The organism is Jeotgalibaca dankookensis (assembly GCF_002005405.1).
Taxonomy (GTDB): Bacteria; Bacillota; Bacilli; order Lactobacillales; family Aerococcaceae; genus Jeotgalibaca; species Jeotgalibaca dankookensis.
Genome location: NZ_CP019728.1, coordinates 1,526,494 through 1,546,562, shown reverse-complemented (window position 1 = coordinate 1,546,562; position 20,069 = coordinate 1,526,494). Strand labels below are relative to the sequence as shown.

Here is a 20,069-nt window from a genome sequence, read left to right as displayed (position 1 = left end):
ATGAATTTAATCGAGGCAGTTAATGTTTCCAAAAAGTTTAACGATGGAAACACCGTCATTGAAGCACTAAAACCAACAAACTTCCACGTAAAAGCAGGCGAATTCGTAGCTATTATTGGACCAAGTGGCTCCGGAAAAAGTACACTTCTGACAATAATTGGTGGCTTGCAAACTCCAAGCGAAGGTAAAGTGATGATTCGTGAAGAGAAGTTCAGTGAGGTTTCTAGTAAAGCACGTACGAAATTACGTTTTGATGAAATTGGATTTATTTTACAAGCTTCAAACCTAGTTCCTTTTTTAACAGTTGAAAACCAAATGAAGTTAGTGAATAAAGTAACCCGTTCAAAGTATGAAAAAGAAAGAGCCGAATCCTTGTTTGAAGAATTAGGTATATCCGATTTAAAAAATAAATATCCGAGTGACTTATCAGGTGGGCAACGTCAGCGAGTTGCGATTGCCAGAGCACTCTTCCATAATCCATCCGTTATTCTAGCTGATGAACCAACAGCCAGTTTAGATACAGATCGTGCTTTTGAAGTAGTTGAAATATTAGCTCGGGAAACAAAAAACCAACAAAAAGCAACTATTATGGTGACGCATGATGAACGCTTGATTTCTTATTGCGACCGCGTGTATATCATGAAAGATGGTACCTTAAAAGAAACAAATAAAGATCAGGAAGCGTAATTGCTCCTGATCTTTATTTGTTAAATGATTCCTTCATCCATTAGTTTTTTTAACCCATGATAGACACCATTCTCATCATTAGAAAAAGTTTCATAAGTAGAATAACTTTTAGCTTTTGGTAAAGCATTGGCCATAGCAAAGGAATAAGGTTTATTAGCTAACATTGAGATGTCATTCTCACTATCGCCAAAAACAACGACTTCATCTTGGGAAATTTTCAATTTGTTTAGTAATTGATCAAGCGCGACCCCTTTATTAACGCCTTTTTTTGTAATTTCAAGTTTTCGTTCATCTGAAAAAACAAATTCATAATCTTTTTCAAGACCAATATTTGTTAAAGATTGGGCGATAAAAGCCATAAAATGTGGATCTTGGGCGATGGTAATTTTATTACAAATAGAAGGTGCCTCAGCTAAATCAAGCATTAAGGTTTGTTCAGGGTAACCATCACGTATATCACATAGCCATCCATGCATGCCGCTTGCCCACGGATAATCTTCTGGTAATTTCATTTCACCGCGGATGCGTTTTTTTAATGCATAAAGAGATTCTGGGAGATACGTGTGAATAGCAGCATCTTGGGAGAACTGTATCTCTACATTAAAAACACGAAAGGCGTCGGTTACACGTTTAATATCCTCTGCGTCCATTACGCCCAATCTCTCTCGGTTTTTTGTATCAAAATGATAAATGGAACTTCCGTTTACATCAATAAGATAGCCCTGATAGCGATCCATTTTTAAAGTTAAAGCATCAGGCATTAAACGCAAATAACTTCTTCCGCTAGCCAAAATCAAGGTGATGCCTTTTTCTTGAAGTTTTACGAGTAAGGACTGGCTCTCTTTACTAATTTGGTGGTCAGCCGTTAATAAGGTACCATCCATATCGCATACGATTGCTTTAATTGTCATACCTTCTCATCCTTTTCTTTAGTGGTTGATAAAATTTGACGAATTGTATCAATAGAATGAATATTTTTGTTTTCATCCTTATAAAGATAGGATAAATAAATAATATCCACAATTGTTAAGTAAAGGATACGAGCAGCTAAAGCCTCTGATTGAAAGACAGATTCTTCTGTTTCAACGACAATACTAACATCGCTTAATACATTGATTCTTCCTGCAGGATTACCAGTTAAATAAATAATTTTAGCGTGACATTGCTTTGCTACTTCAGCAAGACGAATGGTTTCAACAGTTTTTCCTGAATGAGAAAAAAGAAAAACACAGTCATCTTCTGTCAACTTAGAAACATGCATTAATTGCATATGATAATCAGCAACATAATGAACAGGAATACTCGTTCTCAAAAATTTCTGATAAGTATCTAATGCAATAACTGAAGAAGCACCGATCCCAAAGAAATGAAGTCCTTTTGACTGCGTAATTAGATCCAATGCTTTTTGTAAAACCTCATTGGTTAGACTAGCAACCAGACTTTCTAGCATAATTTGAGAAGAATGAATCACTTTATTTGAAATGTCAATGGGCTTATCTGAAGAAGAAATATCGGTAAATACAGCAAGCTGGTGAGAACGCTCTTCATTGATATGATAGTTCGAAGCCACACTGATTTTAAAATCTTGAAACCCTTTAAAACCTAATTTTTTTACAAATTTAAAAATAGTCGCTTCTGAATAACTTGTTTCTTCCGAAAGATTGGCTAAAGTTTTATTTACTAAATCCATACCTAAAACAACAAAATATTCTGCTATATTCAACTCCGTTGCAGAAAAACTATTCATATGTGGTTTCAAAATCTTTTTTATATAGTTTCCAGATATCGTAATCACCTCATTTACAACCATAATAGCATAAAAATAATAAAAATAAATATTATTTATTAAGTCTTTACAAAATAAAAAATATTTATTATACTGAACACGTGGAATTAGTAAAACGTTTTCAAAAAAACAATAGTACTAAAAGACTCGTTTAAAGTAATGGAGGAATAACCACCTATGGCACAAGAAAACAAAATTGCGATTGTGAATTCTAGTAGTTTCGGAAGAATCTTTAATCATCATTTAAAGCGCTTGGAAAAAATGGGTTCTGTGAGCCGATTCGAATTCGACAGTGCGATCCCTGGTCAAGAGTTAGCGGAAGCACTAAAAGGGTACAATATGATTATTGCGAGTGTGACACCCTTTTTTACAAGTGACTTTTTCGAACACAAAGATGAACTCAAATTAATCACAAGGCACGGGATTGGTTTTAATAATATTGATTTAGAAGCTGCTAAAAAGCATGGTACGCTTGTGTCGATTGTGCCCCCTTTAGTCGAGCGCGACGCTGTTGCTGAGAATAATGTTACCAATTTATTAGCCCTGATGAGACGAACACTAGAATCTGCTGCTGAAGTAAAAAAAGGTGGTTGGGAAAACCGGGCCGAATTTGTTGGAAGCGGACTATGTGGAAAAACAGTAGGGGTGATTGGCGTTGGAAATACCGGTAGTCGCGTTGTAGAAATTCTCCATTATGGATTCAGATGTGACGTTTTAGGTGTAGATCCCAATAAAACAGCACTTGAAATCAATACCTTTGGAGGTAAAAAGGTTGAATTGGACGAACTTCTAGAACGTTCAGAAGTTATTTGCTTATGCGCGAGCTTAAATGAAGCGAATTACCACCTGATTTCTAAAGAGCGTATCGATAAAATGAAACAGGGAGCCTATTTATCAAATTCCGCTAGAGGCGCCTTAGTGGATGAAGCAGCTATTATTGAGGCAATTGAAAATGGAAAACTTGCTGGTTATGCAACAGACGTACTGGAGGTAGAGCCTGGTTCTTCTGATCATTTGTTTTTAAATTATCCTAATATAGTAGTGACGCCACATACATCTGCTTATACCATGGAATGTCTAGAAGGAATGGGAGAGGTGTGTGTGTCTGATTGTGAAGCTGTTATTGAAGGGAGGTTACCGAATCGTCCGGTACAATCAGTGAGTCCTTACGTTACAGAATAAGGGAGAGGAACAAAGGTGGATACAGTTATAAATGTAAAAGTCGGACCACAATTTTATAAATATGGTCCCGGTGCGATAGAAGCCATACCTGAAATAGTTGACGAGTATAAAACACAACGAATTCTTCTGATACATGGGACTGTTTCATGGAAAAAAGCGAGTCCGTATTTACGCTTTTTAGAAAACGGTTATTCAGTCCAATATGAAAGGTACAGTGGTGAATGTAGTTATAAGGAGGCGCAACGTTTAGCAGAATTAGTTAAAGAGGTTGAAGCTGATTTTATTATTGGTGTGGGTGGTGGCAAACTCTGTGACCTTGTTTATTACGTTGCTTCGTTAACTTATAAACCATTTGGTGTCGTTCCGACCTTAGCTAGTAACTGTGCACCTTGGGCACCTTTATCAGTCATGTATAAGGAAAATGGATTAGCAGAAGGAAAAACAGAGCATTATAAAAGGCAAGCAGCTTTCATGATTACAGACCCAAATATAGTCCTCACTGCTCCGGTAAAGTATTTTGTTGCAGGGATTGCGGATACATTGGCTAAGTGGTACGAATCTGATTTGATATTAGAACAAAGAAAGTTTGCGAATAATAATTTCCTTATGCTTGCCCGCCATTCTGCAAAAGTCTGCAAAGATGTGATTCTGGAAGAGGGACCACAAGCCATTGCAGATATGCAAAAAGGAATTGCAAGCCCAAGTTTTATTAAAGTATCTGAAATTATCTTTGGAGTAGCAGGATTAGTAGGCGGTTTTGGTGATAAATATGCCCGTAATACAGCGGCTCATTCTATTCATGACGCCATATCAGCTTATTTGCCAGGTGTTCATAAGTATCTCCATGGTGAAAAGGTTGCGTATGGAATTTTTTACCAACTTGCTTTGGAAGAGAAATGGCAAGTGATTGATGAGTTAATACCTTTATATAACTCACTATCCTTACCAAAATCATTAACTGAAATGGGGCAATACCCCTTATCAGAAGAAGCACTAGACAATATTGTTAAGTTAATCAATGGAAAAGAAAAAGTGCATTTATTACCGATTGTTATTAATGAATCTGTTTTGAAAAAAGCAATTATCGATTTAGAAAAATATATCAATATGGAGGTATAAAAAATGGAAACAATTACCGCAATGCAAAGTTTAATCATTGCACTCTGGGTAGGGGCAGTTATGTCTCGTGCCTTTTTAGGGGGAGCAACTCTAACATTAAGATTTTCTCCGTTAATGACCGGTTTGATAGCAGGGATTGTTATGGGGGATGTTGCCCAAGCAATGATTATTACAGCAGCTATTCAATTAATTTATATGGGAGTTTTCTCACCAGGTGGAACGATGCCTTCTGAACCAGCTATCGCCGCAGCGATTGCCGTACCAGTTGCGTTAATGGGTAACTTACAACCTGAAGCTGCCATTGCAGTTGCCGTACCAGTAGGACTTCTCGGTTCTTATCTTTACCAATTTAGATTTTTTATTAATACATTCCTAGGAAAATATACAGATAAAAGTGTTGAAGATTTAGACGACGGCAAAATAGTTCGATCAATTATTTTATATCCAACCATCGCTTCCTTTATTTTATTTGTACCGCTTGTCTTCATTGCGTTATTTTATGGAGCACCGGTTATTGCAGACGTTATCAGTGCACTTGAAGGGACAGTCGTTTTACACATTCTAGAAGTTGTAGGTGGCGGTTTAGCAGCTATCGGGATTGCAACAACGATTTATGTTATTGGACGTAAAGAGTACATGGTATTTTTCTTACTCGCTTACCTTATGAGTGTTGTATTGGCTCCATTATCTATTACCATGGTTACCTATGCCATACTTGGAACGCTTGTAGCAGCTATTTTTGTTTTAAGCCGTAACCAAAAATCTGCACCTGCAGCTGGAAATATGGAATTTGATAATGACGATGATGATGACTTCTAATTATAGAGATTTGAAAGGAAGATAAAAGATGATAAACGCTGATCAAGCTGCTAATAAAAACACACCGTTATTACCGGAAGAAATTACTAAAAAAGATGTTACTAAAACCTACCTCAGATGGCACTTTGCTAACGAAATTCCGCACTCTTTTGAGCGCTACCTCGCACCTTCCTTGCTTTATGCGATGATGCCTATTCTACGCAAGCTCTACAAAGATGATGAGGAATTAAAAGCGGCCTATAAACGTCAGTTGCTATTTTTTAACACACAACTATCTTGGGGTGGAGGAGTCATTACTGGGTTAATGGCTTCCATGGAACAAGAACGTGCAAAACAAATAGCAAACAATGAACCTGTTACAATGACAGATGACCTCATGTATAACACTAAAGCTGGTTTAATGGGCGCTTTAGCAGGAATCGGAGATTCAATCGATTCCGGAACCGTCCAATATATTTTTATTGCCATTGCCGTTCCATGGGCGCAAATGGGAAGTCCAGCCGGCGCTTTATTCCCTTTTATTGCTTTTGCTCTTTACCAAGTATTATTAGGGGTATTCTTTTCAAGAAATGCATTCAAAACGGGTAGAAATGCAACTGGTTTGATGCATAGTGAAGGTATACAAAGTGTAATTGAATTGCTGTCTATTCTAGGTATGTTTATGATGGGGATTTTAGCAGGAAATTATGTTAAAGTGACATCAAGCCTCGAATTTTCAATCTCAGGTCGGCCTTTTGTGTTACAAGAAATACTGGATACCATTATGCCAGGAATTTTGCCGTTGGCCGTTGTTCTAGGAGTCTACTACTACTTTATTAAAAAAGGGTTGAAGGTAACTCAGGCTCTGTTGTGGTTAACGCTGATTTTGATTGTTCTTGCAGGCGTCGGTATTTTATAAACGTTTAGATGAAAGGGAAGTGTAAAAATGGGAGTTGTAAATTTAGCACGTGTAGATGAAAGGTTGATTCATGGACAAGTGATGTTGACATTATCTAAGCGAAATGGTGTTAACTCAATTTTTGTTGTTGATGACGTAGTTGCTAAAGATAAATTTATGAAAGATCTATACAAGAGTGCGGGAAGTCGTACAGGTCAAAAAACAATCGTGATGACAGAAGAAAAATGTAAATACTATTGGGATGAATTTGAATTCAAAGAATACAGTTGCATTTTAATTACAAAATCAGTAAAAGGTATTTACAATTTAGTGACTCATGGCGTTCCAATGAAAGACTTGAATATTGGTGGAATCGCCAAAAAAAGTGATGATGACGTTCTTGTTACAAAATCTGTTTATTTAAACAAAGAAGACGCAAAATTACTTAAAGAATTAAATGAAGAGCATGGTGTTGAGAATATCTATTTCCAAGCGACACCTTCTTCACCGTTATCAAGCTTACAAGACGTATTAAAGCAATTTGATCTCTAAGATAATATCCAATGAAAGAAGCAGATATTATTTAATATCTGCTTTTCTTCTATAAAAATGTGGTAATTAAGTTGATAGGTGGTTTATTTCATGCAGGACAGTGAAAGATTTAAAGATTGGCAATTTCGTTATCAGAATATTTATGGCGTTCGTCGTTCTGAAAAGAATAAAGGTCGTTTTCTATCAGCTCTACTAGCAGACATTTCTGAAATAAGAAATGATGTTCAAGTGATTGAATATGATCGCAGTAAAAAAAATGTAGCTCGAAATGTCTATGTGGGAGATATTGAAAAAGCAGATAGAATCATCTGTACCTATTATGATACTCCGATTCAAAACATAGGTGCGTATGCTTTATTTAACCGAAAAGAACAAGAAAAAAGAACCACACGTTTTATTGTTTTTTCCTCGCTCCTTTTAATCTTATTAGGTGTTCTGGGAACACTCTTCTTCATAAATAAAGGGTATGCATCTGCTGGTGTTTTATCGGTATCATTTTTAATGATGGTTTTGATTTACGGCGTGTATTTTTATGTTTTAGGAAAAGCTACAAAAGGATTTTCAAACCGTAAAACGCTTATACGAAATACATCCTCGATTCTAACACTGTTATCCCTGCTAAAGGACGTAAAAGGAACAAAAACAGCCTTTGCTTTTATAGACGAAGGTAGCTTGGGTAGTAACGGGTTAGAAGCCTTACGCGCCCAGATTCGTCCTCATGCACAAATTTTCCTGTTGGATAGTGTGGGAGCTGATGCACCTTTAGTATTTATGGGAAAAGGAATTCCCAAAGAAATGTTAGCGAAATTAAATATTGAACACGAGAGAACAACTGGGGAAATGAACTATCTTTTTGCGGCAAACGTGCAAAACAAGGAAGGGAAAAATAACTTCTACCTAGATAAAACCCTTTTAAGCAATAAAACTATTAATATGGATAACATACAAAAAGTAGTGACGCTTTTTAAATCGTTATAGAGGAGGAATAGAAGTGTTAGGAATTGTAATTGCAACACATGGTTCATTAAGTGAAGGATTAAAAAATGCAGCGGAAGTTATTTTTGGAGCAACTGAAAATATTGAAACGGTCCATTTAAATTTAGGCGATGACGTCCAAGAGTTAGGATCGAAAATTAAGACAAGCATTCACAGTGTTGATCAAGGTGAGGGCGTTATTGTCTTTGTTGATTTAATAAGCGCTAGCCCTTATAACCAATCTGTTTTAGTGACGAATGAATTGGAAGAAGAAGGCCAAGAATCAACCTATGTCATTGGTGGGGTTAACCTGCCAATGTTACTGGAAGCTATTAATCACCAGTTATTAAAGACACCTGTAGAACAAGCAACAGAAGCCATTCTTGAACAAGGAGCGAGTGGAATCAGTGTCTGGCACGCTTCTTTAGTAGTAGAGGATGACGATGACGACGATGACTTTTAAATAAGAAAGGGATGGTAGTAATGAAGTGGGGATTTAGATGGTATGGAGAAAAAGGGGATTCAATTCCATTAAATCATGTCCGACAAATACCTGGCATCAATGGTGTTGTCGGAACATTACTCGGTAAATTACCAGGAGAAGTTTGGGAAATTTCTGAAATTCAAGAGTTGAAAAATTCAGTGGAAAGTGGAGACTTAGAGTTACTAGGAATCGAAAGTGTGGCTGTCCATGATGCGATTAAAGCCGGTACCTCTGAGCGCGATTACTATATCGATAATTATATTCAAACAATTAAAAACTTGTCGCAGTGCGGAATCCGTATGATTTGTTATAGTTTCAAACCAATATTTGGCTGGGCTAAAACTGATTTATCTTTTGAGAATGAAGATGGGAGTTTATCGCTTGTCTATGACCAAGAAGTTGTCAATCATATGCAAGCAAGTGATATGTTTAAACTTATCCATAGCCAATCAAAAGGATTTGACTTACCAGGCTGGGAAGAAGAACGTTTGAATAAATTTGATGAATTAGTAGCAACTTATGATGGTGTAACAGAAGAAATCTTGTTCAATAATTTAACTTATTTTCTAAAGAAGATTATTCCTGTTTGCGAAGAAATGGACGTCAAAATGGCGATTCATCCCGATGATCCGCCCTATGAAATTTTTGGTTTCCCACGTATTACTAAAAATTTAGAGGATTTAAAAAAAATACTCAATATCATTGACTCTCCTTATAATGGGCTTACCTTATGTACCGGTTCTTTAGGTGCAAATCCCGATAATGATATGGTTAAAATTATTCACGAGGTTGGGGAAAAAATTAATTTCGTTCATTTTAGAAACGTCAAGTTTTTAGGAGAACGTAAATTTAAAGAAACCGCACACTTAAGTAGCGAAGGATCTTTAGATATGTTCGCTATTATGAAAGCCTTAGTAGAGGTTGGTTTTGATGGCGTCATACGACCTGACCATGGCCGGACTGTTTGGGGAGAAATTGCTATGCCTGGATATGGGCTAGGTGACCGTGCAATGGGAATTACCTATTCACAAGGTTTGCTTGAAGCTATTCAAAAAATGAAAAACTAATCTATTTCAAAAAGAACCGATGGGGCTGGGAAAAAACTTAGTCTCTGAATAAAGAAAATCCCCCACTCTTTCATTTTGAAGGAGTGGGGGATTTTTATCGTTTTAAAAGACACAGTGAGTCGAATACCTTATAATTTAAGTACGACCAAAAACCAAAGGAGTGACTCACCGTGTATCAAAATTATAACACAATGGAAACAGCCTTCACACTACAATTGGATTTTACAATCCCGAATGACCATGAAGCCCGCCTCATTAGCCGTTTTGTCGATTCGATTCCTTCGGAATTTCTTTTGGAAGAAACGTCTCATACAGGTCGTCCTGCTTTTCATCCCGCCATGCTTTTAAAAATGTGTTTGTTTGCCTATAGTCGCACAACCTTTTCTGGACGCAAAATAGAACGGATGAATGAAGAATCCATTCCTATGAAGTGGTTAACGGGCGATACTCCTATTAGCTACAAGACTATCAATAATTTCCGGTCAAGTGAGCACGCATCAAAACTCATCAAGTATGCCTTTATTCTTTTCACAACACTCTTGAGTGACAACGGCTTGTTTCATGAAGATGCGCTCTATATCGATGGTACAAAGATACAAGCCGATGCCAATATTTATAGTTTCACTTGGAAGAAAGCAATCGCACGCTATGAAGCGAAACTCAATGACAATGTTTCACAATTGTATGAGGAGCTCATCCAGGCAAAAGTAAACCTCGCTCTATCGGAAGAGACCTTACAAACATCCGAAGGCATTGAAGAAATAATCGGTTCCCTAGACAAAGAACTTGTGGCCGTTGAAGCGGCGATTACAGAAGAAAAAGTGATTCCCAAAGGGGGTTCAAAACTGAAGCGACGTCGTCGCATCCTCAAGAAACATCGGAATAAATGTAAAAAAGATTTCTTGCCGCGTAAGCAACGCTATAAAGAAGCAAACGCCATATTTGATGGCCGCAACAGTTTCTCAAAAACAGATACAGACGCAACGTTCATGTGCATGAAAGAAGCCCCGATGAAGAACCGTGAGTTAAAACCAGGTTTTAATCTTCAAGTCGCATCGAGCAATCAGTTTGTCATTGCGTATGATATTTTTTCAAATCCGACGGATACACGCACGTTTATCCCTTTTTTAGAATCTATTCAAACGTTAGATTTATTTAAATTTATCGCCGCAGACGCTGGCTATGGCAGTGAAGAAAATTACGAGGCGGTTCTGGATACCTTTCAGAAAGTACCGCTCATTCCATACGGCATGTATCATAAAGAGAACAGTAAAACTTATCGTTCTAATCCTAAACACCGCGCTAACTGGGACTATGATGAGATTAAAGATGCTTATACAGATTTAGACGGCGTCCATTTTAGTTTCTCACATTACAGTACGCGAAATGATAAGAACGGTTACCAAAGACAATTTAAAGTATACAAGGCTGATGAGGAACAACCGGACGAGACACGCGAGCAATTAGCCAAGACACCGAAAGGTGCCCAGCGCCAGACAGCGGTCAACTATAACTGGGAATACTTTAAGCAGCATGCAAAAGAAAATCTTGAAAGCGATCGTGGCAAAGAAATCTACGCACAACGAAAAATTGACGTAGAAACTGTTTTTGGTCGTTTGAAAGGTGTATTTGGCATGCGCAGAACCCATGTCAGAGGTAAGCAAGCCGTTCATAATGACATCGGCATCATGCTTATGAGCATGAATCTTACAAAACTAGCCCTTGAGGCTAGAAGGAAAGTGGGTCCTTTTTACAAAAAAGCAGTAAAAAATAAAAATCGTAATGAAACAATCAGAATTTTGATTCTTTCATTACGATTTTTTTATTGGAGGCTAGTTTTTTTCCAGCCCCATGTTATTTCTGATAAAGCAGTTGGAACGATTCATTCAGTTTTCAACACTAGTTTTAACCTTATATTTCAGAAACAATTAATTCATATAGGAAAAGATAGTGAAGGGGTTTCTGCTTTTGGTATAACCCTTCCCGAGTCTTTGGTAATGGAACTTATTCAAGCAGTTGAAGTTGGTAATCGTGTGCGTTGGCGTAATAAAACGTTTACGATTTATACGCGTCAAAAAGTTTTCACGATTGATACAAACTTGTTTTTTGAGTTCGATTGCCGTGTACCTCAAATAGACACTTTACCTAGATTTGTGATTAATAAGTTTCAAAAGTTATCATTTTTAGAAAAAACAGACTTTTATTTGAGTGAAAGAAGTTGTATACTAACAGAGAAGTATGTTCTTGCAAACCTAGGTGATAGAGATTTTCAAGAAATATTTATTCATCACTTCATCGGGAGGGGTCAGGGTCTGACTCCTAGCGGTGATGATATGCTGATGGGAATATTACTTGGCTTGATAGCTTTTGGAGGCAATGATGAATGGCTTTCGATTTTAAGAGAAAAACTAGATGTGGTCCAAACAACTGAAGTAAGTGTTGCCTATTATCAGGCCTTACTTAAAGGCTACACAAGTTCACACTTTGTTAATCTATTCCAAGCTATTAAAGCAGAAGAATGGGATAAATGGGACACATTGATTGAAGCCATTTCAAAATATGGACATAGTTCAGGTTGGGATACACTTTTTGGTTTGTCTTTATAAATAGATAATTACAAAGGAGATTAACATTCATGTCAAAAAAAATCGTTGTAGCTTTAGGTGGCAATGCTATTTTAACTGATGTACCCACAGCTAAAGCTCAAAAAGATGCAGTCCGTCAAACAGCAGAATATTTAGTAAATTTTGTCCAAGACGGTCATGATTTAATCGTTACTCACGGTAATGGTCCACAAGTTGGGAACTTACTTCTACAAAATGCTGCAGCAGATTCAGAAAAAAATCCAGCATTTGAGTTAGATTCACTTGTAGCGATGACACAAGGAAGTATCGGTTACTGGTTACAAAATGCAATGCGTCAAGCACTTGCAGATGAAGGTATTGAAAAACAAGTGGTTTCTTTAGTGACACAAGTTCAAGTAGATCCTAAAGATTCTGCTTTTGAGAACCCTACAAAACCTATTGGACCTTTCTTGAGTGAAGAAGATGCAAAAACTGAAATGGATCAAGGTAATGGAACTTTCGTTGAAGATGCAGGACGTGGCTGGCGTAAAGTTGTGGCGTCACCAAAACCACAAAACATTGTTGAGTATCCAGTTGTAGAATCATTGATAAACAGTGGTTTTGTAACAATCTCAGCTGGTGGTGGCGGAATTCCTGTTGTTTCAGAAGGAAAAGGCTACAAAGGAATTGAAGCAGTTATTGATAAAGACTTTGCTGCCTCAAAACTTGCAGAGTTAGTTGATGCGGATTACCTTATTATCTTGACAGGCGTTAATAACGTCTTTGTTAACTGGGGCAAACCAGACCAAACAAAATTAGAAGATGTTACAGTTGCGGAATTAAAGAAATATATTTCCGAAGACCAATTCGCACCAGGAAGTATGCTTCCTAAAGTTGAAGCAGCTATCGAGTTTGTTGAAAACTCTAAAAACGGGAAAGCAATCATTACCTCTTTAGAAAATGCAAACAAACTATTCTCAGGCGAAGGCGACGTTACAACAGTTGTAAAATAATTAAAATACTTAAGAAACTCCGACTCATGTCGGAGTTTTTTATTATTAAAATGATAATTCCCCCTATTGCTAATCAGGTTGGACGGTGCTAAAATGAGAGCGATTTTGGTTATATGATGTGATTGCAAAGGAGATCGGTCCCATGACTCGAAAAACAGAAGAACAGATATTGAAAATCATTGAAAAGAATAGCCGTTTAAGTAACCAGGAAATTGCTGTGATGCTCGACTTAGAAGTTTCCACAGTGACAAGTATCATAGAAAAGCTAGAAACTGAAAAAATTATTAGTGGTTACCATACGCTTGTTAATTGGGAAAAAGTATCGGACGACGAAGTATCTGCTGTTATTGAACTAAAAGTTAATCCGCAACGAGGCTTGGGTTTTGATAAAATTGCAGAACGGGTCTACCAGTATCCAGAAGTGGATGCGGTTTACTTGATGTCAGGTGCTTACGACCTCCTTGTAGAAATGCGGAAAGCCCCCATGAAAGAGATTGCTGCATTTGTTTCATCGCGGTTATCTACAATTGAAGAAGTACAAGCAACAGCTACTCATTTTATTTTAAAGCGCTATAAGGATCATGGACTTGTTCTAGTTGACGATGAAAAAGATAAGCGCATGGTGGTAACGCCATGAGAGATCCTTTAAACAAAAAGGTAGAGACAATTAAACCATCTGGTATTCGCCGCTTTTTTGAGATTGCCAGTGAAATTCCAGGTGTTATTTCCTTAGGAGTAGGGGAACCAGATTTTGATACACCTTGGTTGGTTCGAGAAGAAGGCATGTACACCTTACAAAAAGGTTATACTTACTATACGGCGAATGCTGGCTTGATGGCTTTACGTGAAGAAATTAGTCGATATCTAAGTCGACGCTGTCAGCTATCTTATAATCCTAATGAAGAAATTTTAGTAACCGTGGGAGGCAGTGAAGCAATTGATTTAGCTTTGCGGGCCATGTTAGACCCAGGCGACGAAGTGATTGTGCCCGAGCCTAGTTACGTTTCTTATGTTCCTTGTGTTTCTTTGGCTGATGGCGTTGCGGTCACAATTGATTTGCAGGAGCGCTATAATTTTCGCTTACAAAAAGAAGAGTTAGAAGCCGTGATAACTTCAAAAACAAAAGTTCTGATTTTGTCTTATCCTAATAACCCAACTGGAGCCGTCATGGAAAAAGAAGATTTACAAGCTATTGCAGATTTAGTTATTGCCCATGACTTATATGTGATTAGTGATGAAATTTATAGCGAGCTTTCTTACCATCATCAACATATCAGTATCGCTACACTCCATGGTATGCGAGACAGAACAATTGTGATTAACGGATTCTCAAAAGGATTTGCAATGACAGGATGGCGATTGGGTTATGCAGTTGGTCCTCAAAAAATAATTCAAGCCATGACTAAAATACACCAATTTGCAATTATGGCTGCTCCGACTACTAGCCAGTATGCCGGTATTGTTGCTTTAAGAGATTGTGATTGCCAAGTGGATGAGATGCGCGAAAGTTATAACCAGAGAAGACGCTACTTAATGAGTCGCGTAAAAGAATTAGGTATCCCTTGTTTTGAACCGTTTGGCGCTTTTTATATTTTTCCTAACATTTCTGAATTCGAACTGACTTCTGAAGCTTTTGCGACCCAACTCGTTCAAGAAGAGAAAGTAGCAGTTGTGCCAGGCAGTGCCTTTGGTGAATCCGGAGAAGGATATGTTCGGATTTCTTATGCTTATTCAATTGAAGAATTAAAAGAGGCATTTAACCGAATTGAAAACTTTATTTTACGTTTACGTAAGTAGTAAGAGGGGGGTTATTATGAAGTAAAAAAAACTTTTTCTTCATAATTACCTTTTTAATTTTGATTGGAACAGTTAGAATAGGGGTAATGCATTTATGCAGGACGCTATAATAGCTAAAAATGTAATTGGAGGTTTAAAGTGTGAATATCCAACAAATGCTTTTTGAGTTTTTGGGTGGTTTAGGAATTTTTCTATTTGGATTGAATTTTATGGGAGATGGTTTACAAAAAGCAGCTGGAGATAATCTTCGTTCGATTTTGAATAAATTTACCTCAACACCATTTCGTGCCATTTTGGCCGGTGTCATTGTGACGGTGCTAATTCAAAGTAGCTCAGCAACTACCGTATTAACGGTTGGATTAGTTAGTGCAGGTTTTATGTCCTTAAAACAAGCTATCGGGGTTATCATGGGATCCAATATTGGGACAACCGTTACAGCCTTCATCATTGGGATTAGTATTGGCGAATACGCCTTACCGATTATGGCACTTGGATCAGCCTTTCTCTTTTTCTCGAAAAAAACCTATGTGAAAAGTATGGGCGAAGTTATTTTTGGGTTTGGAGCCCTGTTTTTTGGATTAGAACTCATGGGGAATGGTTTATCTCCCTTAGAAACATTACCCCAATTTAAAGAGCTTATGTTAACCCTTTCTGGCAGTCCTTTACTGGGCGTATCAGTCGGAACTTTTTTAACGCTGATTGTTCAAAGCTCCAGTGCAACTATCGGGATTGTTCAAGAAATGTATGGAGCTGGATCAATGACCTTACAAGCAGCACTTCCAATTTTGTTTGGTAGTAACATTGGGACGACTATTACAGCCATTTTAGCTGCTCTTGGTACAAGCGTTGTAGCCAAACGAGCATCAGCTTCACATGTCGTATTTAATTTAATCGGAACCATTATAGTCATGATTTTATTGAGTCCATTTACATCTCTCATTGTTATGATTTCGGAAGCATTTAATCTTAAACCAGCTATGCAACTAGCATTTGCACATGGATTATTTAATTTAACGAATGTTCTCATTCAAATGTGGTTTATTAATAGTATAGCGAAATTAGTTACTCGGATAGTGCCTGGTGAAATTGAAGTTATTGGTTACGATGATACTCGTTTGGATTATTCGCTTATTTCTTCATCGCCTATTATGGCACTCAACCAAGTTAAAGTAGAAATTGGTCATATGGCCGATGTTGTAACCGATGAATTTCGAGAAGTGTTTAAGTATTTTGAAAATAACGAAGAGGCTTCATTTGATAAAGCCATGAAATTAGAAGAAGTTATTAATGACATTGATATGAAATTAACTGAATACTTGATGATTATCGGGAGTGAGGAACTTCCTTTAGCTAAATCAAACGAGCATTCCTCTATGCTTGATATTACCAAGTACCTAGAGCGTATTGGAGATCATGGTGAAAATATCTTAAAAAATATTAATGAAGGCAATAAATTAGCAAAACGGAGCTCTAAAAATAATGATAAGACTTCTGAAAACGAAGTTTTCTATGATGAAGACTTAGTTCGGATGTTCCAATTAGTGGAATTGAATATTCAAGAATCAGTTGCCTCCTTTACTAGAAACTCTTATAGTCTAGCAAGCAATGTTCTAAAACGCGAAAAAGAAATTAACTCAATCGAATCTCACTTACGTAGTAAGTACATTCGTCGTTTGAACAAAGGGGTTGGCCGACCATCGGATGGTATCATGTTCGTTGATATTGTCTCAAACCTTGAGCGAATGAGTGATCATACGGTTAAAATTGCACAACATGCACTTGGTTTCCGCTACCCGTTCTTGGCTGCTAAATCTGCTGCTATTGGGGAACAATTGGATAACTAAATAAAAAAACTGACTGCCAAGTCAGTTTTTTTTATGTAAGCAAAATAATTTATAATCTCTAAAACTGACAGGATTCTACAAACAGGTTATAATAAGTAAGCAGAAAGGAAGTTACGAATGAAAAAAATACTAATTAAGGGTGTAAAAGGGTATCAAAAACATGTTTCGCCTTTGTTCCCCCCTAGTTGCCGTTATTATCCAACCTGTTCGCACTACATGATTGAAGCGATTGAAAAGCACGGAGCAGCTAAAGGAAGTGCCATGGGGGCAGCCCGGATACTGCGCTGTCAACCATTTGTAAAAGGTGGTTTTGATCCTGTGCCGAAAAAATTTACGCTTCGGAGAAACCCAGATGCAAATGAACAAATGGACGCGATGCGCCAAGAGTTAGAGCAACGTGTTAATCACACTTTAAAAGAAATGGCTGAAGATTAAAACTATTCAAAAAAAGAACCAATCATTTTATATTGGTTCTTTTTTTATTAGCGTTCGTTACGGATATTTCTAAAAGATGTTTTAATTGTTTTAAACATGCCCGAATCTGAATAAATCAAAACATTAGAACGGTAAAGGATCAGCGAGACGATTGTTACAAAGATTGTAAAAAGGAACATAACTAACATCGAAATACCGACTTCAAAAGAGGTTGCTGTTTCGGCGGCAATTCGAAAGGGCATAATAAATGGCGTAAAGAGAGGAATATGTGAGCCGATTTTAATAATTGGATGAGTTGTGTTTACGAGAGCAAACATACCGCCGTAAAAACCAATTAAAGCTGTAAAGACAATAGGAGTGACGGCTTTGGAAACATCCTCAATCTTAGATACGAGCGAACCTAAAAAAGCCGCAATAACTGCGTAAAGAGAAATTCCCATTAAAAAGTAATAAAGAGATGTTCCAGCTACTAATTTGAGTGTTTCAAAAAGATTAACCCCGGCTGACAGTAAGCTTTTGACACGGTCAAATTGAAAAGCAATGAGTCCGATTATCAAATAAGCCAAAATTTGGGTGAGACAAATGAGAAAAATCGCTACGAGTTTACCAAAGAAATGTGTGGTTGCATTTACACTTGATAAAATAACTTCCATAATACGGGTTCCTTTTTCAGAAGCAATTTCTTCGGCAATAATACTAGAGTAGGTCATGATAAACATAAAGATGGCAATACTAATACCATAAGCTGCTCCAATCTTTAAATTCTGTCTTAAGGAATCTCCTTCCGTTATTTCTCCGTCCTCAATCGAGATGGTTTTCTTTTCTATGAGCGGTGGAGTGAGTAGACTTGTAATTGTTTCTGCTGGAAGACTTAAACGACTAGCTTGCATCTCAAGTTGTATATTTGAAAGAAGGATATTTAAATGCTCTATATCCATAAAAGCAGCATCGGGAGTTTGGTTGTAAGTGGCCGATAACTGATTATCTATTTGAGAGACTGTTAAGTAGCCATCTATTTCTTCAACTGCAAGAGCGTCTTCAGCTTCAGCTACCGATTGGATATTGGAATCCACTTTAAAATATTCCGATTCATTTTGAATCGTTTCTGTGACAGCATCCATTTCCGAAAAAACAGCGATGACAGGTATTTCTGTTTCTGTATTTTCAACAAAGGTAAGAATGGCCGCAATGATACCAAGAAGAATAATCGGACTCAAAATCATGGTTAAAAAACCAAAAGATTTTACATTTTTTTTGTAAACTTGGCCAACGATAACCCAAAATTTATGCATGGGTTTCACCTGCTTTCAATCGAAAAATTTCATCTAAAGTAGGGGGTTGTTGACTAAAGGTTGCAATATAACCATTTTTAGTCACTTGGGTAAAGATGGCTTTACCGTAATCAGGATTTTCTAAATCTAAAACTTGAAATCCTTCTGTGTTTTTAAATACATTCTTAACACCCGGCATAGCTTGTAAAGCTTCCATAGTCAGATCACTTTCTAGAAATAATTTTGTACGCCCAAACTGCTCACGTATTTGTGAGACCGTTCCTTTTAATACGAGGGCACCATTTCGTAACATAACTAAGTGATCACAAATTTCTTCGACATTATTCATATTATGACTGGAAAAAATAACACAAGACCCTTGGTCACGCAATTCTTTAATACCCGCTTCTAAGATACTTGCATTAACTGGATCCAGACCGCTAAAAGGCTCATCTAAAATAACAAGTTTCGGCTGATGAAGAAGGGTAGCAATTAATTGTACTTTTTGTTGATTACCTTTAGATAAAGTTTTTACTTTATCGGTTTTTTTACCCTTAACTTGAAATTTATCCATCCAATAGTCAATTTTTCCTTTTGCATCTTGACGCGTCATGCCACGGAGTTGCGCGAAGTAGATAAGCTGCTCTTCTATCGATACTTTTGGATAAAGTCCGCGTTCTTCGGGCAAGTAACCAATGATATTGTAATCTTCCTTTGTTAAAGGATGACCGTTCCATAAAACTGAACCTTGATCAGCTTTTAGAAAATCTAAAATAAGTCGAAAGGTCGTAGTTTTACCGGCCCCATTTTGACCAATCATCCCCATTATTTCCCCGTCTTGAATGATAAATGAAACATCGTCGACGGCTTTTAAGTTTCCAAACGATATATGAAGATTTTTAATTTCTAACATGCTCTTCCTCCTCGTAAACCAAAATGATCTTGAATAACTATAGTATAACAGGAAATAATTATACAAGACTAGTCATATTGGTAGACATAGCTTCTAGACAACTACCAGTTGTGATATTATAAAACCAGCAATATATATAGGAGCGGAGGGAACCCAATGAAGCAGCTTCCAAATATGTTAACCCTATTACGATTAGTGATGATACCTGTTTATTTACTAACTTTTTATTCCGAAAATTCGTATGCTCATATGGTCGCTCTTATAATTTTTATTTTAGCAAGCCTAACAGACGTGCTCGATGGATATCTGGCTCGTAAATTTGATACTGTTTCTAAGTTTGGAAAACTGGCAGATCCTTTCGCTGATAAGTTGATGCAATTATCAGTTCTTTATACCTTAGTTGATGCTGGTTACATTGCAAAATGGTTTTTTTGGATTATTTTAACAAAAGAAACGTTACAGATTTTACTGGGTTTCTTTATGCTTCGTCTGAAACCCCCGATTATTATTGCTGCCAATAAATATGGTAAAGCGACAACTGTGCTTGTCTTTTTAACCATTATCCTAGCTTTCTTTCGTGTCCCAGGTATTTATTTCTTACAAATTTTTGTGGCCATCATGGCACTGATTACTTTTTTTCAATATATCATCAAATTTATTACAAACTACCGAATAACTACATAA

The 20,069-nt window shown here is 37.0% G+C and carries 20 protein-coding genes and 1 pseudogene; 17 read left to right on the top strand and 4 right to left on the bottom strand.

The genetic code is table 11. The annotated features are described in order from the left end of the window. Nucleotides 1-687, top strand: a complete 687-nt coding sequence (locus BW727_RS07630; RefSeq protein WP_062469931.1) for an ABC transporter ATP-binding protein — start codon at nt 1-3, stop codon at nt 685-687. 20 nt (nt 688-707) lie between these two features. Here the strand turns inward: BW727_RS07630 and BW727_RS07625 are convergent, their stop codons facing one another. Next, nucleotides 708-1,598 (bottom strand): Cof-type HAD-IIB family hydrolase, encoded by an 891-nt coding sequence (locus BW727_RS07625; protein ID WP_062469934.1) that lies wholly within the window; start codon nt 1,596-1,598, stop codon nt 708-710. Further along, nucleotides 1,595-2,482 carry a MurR/RpiR family transcriptional regulator gene (locus tag BW727_RS07620; RefSeq protein WP_062469936.1) on the bottom strand — a complete coding sequence of 296 codons (888 nt, stop codon included), beginning with the start codon at nt 2,480-2,482 and terminating at the stop codon, nt 1,595-1,597. Before BW727_RS07620 ends, BW727_RS07625 begins: the two co-directional genes overlap by 4 nt. 168 nt (nt 2,483-2,650) lie before the next feature. Between BW727_RS07620 and BW727_RS07615 the strand changes: the two genes are divergently transcribed. The 15 genes and pseudogenes from BW727_RS07615 (at nt 2,651) to yidD (ending at nt 17,201) form a co-directional block, all read left to right on the top strand. Next, nucleotides 2,651-3,655, top strand: a complete 1,005-nt coding sequence (locus BW727_RS07615; RefSeq protein WP_062469939.1) for a D-isomer specific 2-hydroxyacid dehydrogenase family protein — start codon at nt 2,651-2,653, stop codon at nt 3,653-3,655. Nucleotides 3,656-3,670: 15 nt separating this feature from the next. Further along, a complete protein-coding gene (locus BW727_RS07610) occupies nt 3,671-4,774 on the top strand; it encodes an iron-containing alcohol dehydrogenase family protein (RefSeq protein ID WP_062469941.1) in 1,104 nt (367 codons plus the stop codon). A 3-nt stretch (nt 4,775-4,777) separates the two neighbouring features. Further along, nucleotides 4,778-5,593, top strand: a complete 816-nt coding sequence (locus tag BW727_RS07605) for a PTS mannose/fructose/sorbose/N-acetylgalactosamine transporter subunit IIC (RefSeq protein WP_062469944.1) — start codon at nt 4,778-4,780, stop codon at nt 5,591-5,593. A 28-nt stretch (nt 5,594-5,621) separates the two neighbouring features. Then, nucleotides 5,622-6,491, top strand: a complete 870-nt coding sequence (locus BW727_RS07600) for a PTS system mannose/fructose/sorbose family transporter subunit IID (RefSeq protein ID WP_062469947.1) — start codon at nt 5,622-5,624, stop codon at nt 6,489-6,491. 27 nt (nt 6,492-6,518) lie between these two features. Further along, nucleotides 6,519-7,022: a PTS sugar transporter subunit IIB gene (locus BW727_RS07595; RefSeq protein ID WP_062469950.1), complete on the top strand. Its 504-nt coding sequence runs from the start codon at nt 6,519-6,521 to the stop codon at nt 7,020-7,022. Nucleotides 7,023-7,112: 90 nt separating this feature from the next. Beyond that, complete coding sequence (locus tag BW727_RS07590; RefSeq protein ID WP_062469952.1) at nt 7,113-8,000, top strand: hypothetical protein; 888 nt, start codon at nt 7,113-7,115, stop codon at nt 7,998-8,000. Nucleotides 8,001-8,013: 13 nt separating this feature from the next. Then, entirely contained in the window at nt 8,014-8,460 is a 447-nt protein-coding gene (locus BW727_RS07585; RefSeq protein WP_062469955.1) for a PTS sugar transporter subunit IIA, read from the top strand. A gap of 20 nt (nt 8,461-8,480) precedes the next feature. Then, nucleotides 8,481-9,548 carry a mannonate dehydratase gene (gene uxuA, locus BW727_RS07580; protein ID WP_062469958.1) on the top strand — a complete coding sequence of 356 codons (1,068 nt, stop codon included), beginning with the start codon at nt 8,481-8,483 and terminating at the stop codon, nt 9,546-9,548. A gap of 170 nt (nt 9,549-9,718) precedes the next feature. Continuing rightward, a pseudogene (locus BW727_RS07575) lies at nt 9,719-11,412 on the top strand (IS1182 family transposase). A 133-nt stretch (nt 11,413-11,545) separates the two neighbouring features. Beyond that, nucleotides 11,546-12,154 carry an oxamate carbamoyltransferase subunit AllH family protein gene (locus tag BW727_RS10855; RefSeq protein ID WP_156295301.1) on the top strand — a complete coding sequence of 203 codons (609 nt, stop codon included), beginning with the start codon at nt 11,546-11,548 and terminating at the stop codon, nt 12,152-12,154. A gap of 29 nt (nt 12,155-12,183) precedes the next feature. Beyond that, nucleotides 12,184-13,125 carry a carbamate kinase gene (gene arcC, locus BW727_RS07565; RefSeq protein ID WP_062470959.1) on the top strand — a complete coding sequence of 314 codons (942 nt, stop codon included), beginning with the start codon at nt 12,184-12,186 and terminating at the stop codon, nt 13,123-13,125. A gap of 142 nt (nt 13,126-13,267) precedes the next feature. Further along, on the top strand, nt 13,268-13,762 hold the full coding sequence (locus BW727_RS07560; RefSeq protein WP_062470957.1) for an Lrp/AsnC family transcriptional regulator: 495 nt from the start codon (nt 13,268-13,270) through the stop codon (nt 13,760-13,762). Next, nucleotides 13,759-14,922, top strand: a complete 1,164-nt coding sequence (locus BW727_RS07555; protein ID WP_062470955.1) for an aminotransferase class I/II-fold pyridoxal phosphate-dependent enzyme — start codon at nt 13,759-13,761, stop codon at nt 14,920-14,922. Before BW727_RS07560 ends, BW727_RS07555 begins: the two co-directional genes overlap by 4 nt. Nucleotides 14,923-15,062: 140 nt before the next feature. Next, a complete protein-coding gene (locus BW727_RS07550; RefSeq protein ID WP_062470952.1) occupies nt 15,063-16,766 on the top strand; it encodes a Na/Pi cotransporter family protein in 1,704 nt (567 codons plus the stop codon). A gap of 117 nt (nt 16,767-16,883) precedes the next feature. Then, entirely contained in the window at nt 16,884-17,201 is a 318-nt protein-coding gene (gene yidD / locus BW727_RS07545) for a membrane protein insertion efficiency factor YidD (RefSeq protein WP_062470950.1), read from the top strand. Between the two features lie 47 nt (nt 17,202-17,248). Here yidD and BW727_RS07540 read toward each other — a convergent pair whose 3' ends face one another. After that, the gene (locus tag BW727_RS07540) at nt 17,249-18,493 is read right to left on the bottom strand and encodes an ABC transporter permease (protein ID WP_062470947.1); all 1,245 of its coding nucleotides are present in this window, start codon (nt 18,491-18,493) and stop codon (nt 17,249-17,251) included. Then, on the bottom strand, nt 18,486-19,385 hold the full coding sequence (locus BW727_RS07535; protein WP_062470943.1) for an ABC transporter ATP-binding protein: 900 nt from the start codon (nt 19,383-19,385) through the stop codon (nt 18,486-18,488). Before BW727_RS07535 ends, BW727_RS07540 begins: the two co-directional genes overlap by 8 nt. Before the next feature lie 156 nt (nt 19,386-19,541). Between BW727_RS07535 and pgsA the strand changes: the two genes are divergently transcribed. Further along, nucleotides 19,542-20,069: a CDP-diacylglycerol--glycerol-3-phosphate 3-phosphatidyltransferase gene (gene pgsA, locus BW727_RS07530; protein WP_062470940.1), complete on the top strand. Its 528-nt coding sequence runs from the start codon at nt 19,542-19,544 to the stop codon at nt 20,067-20,069.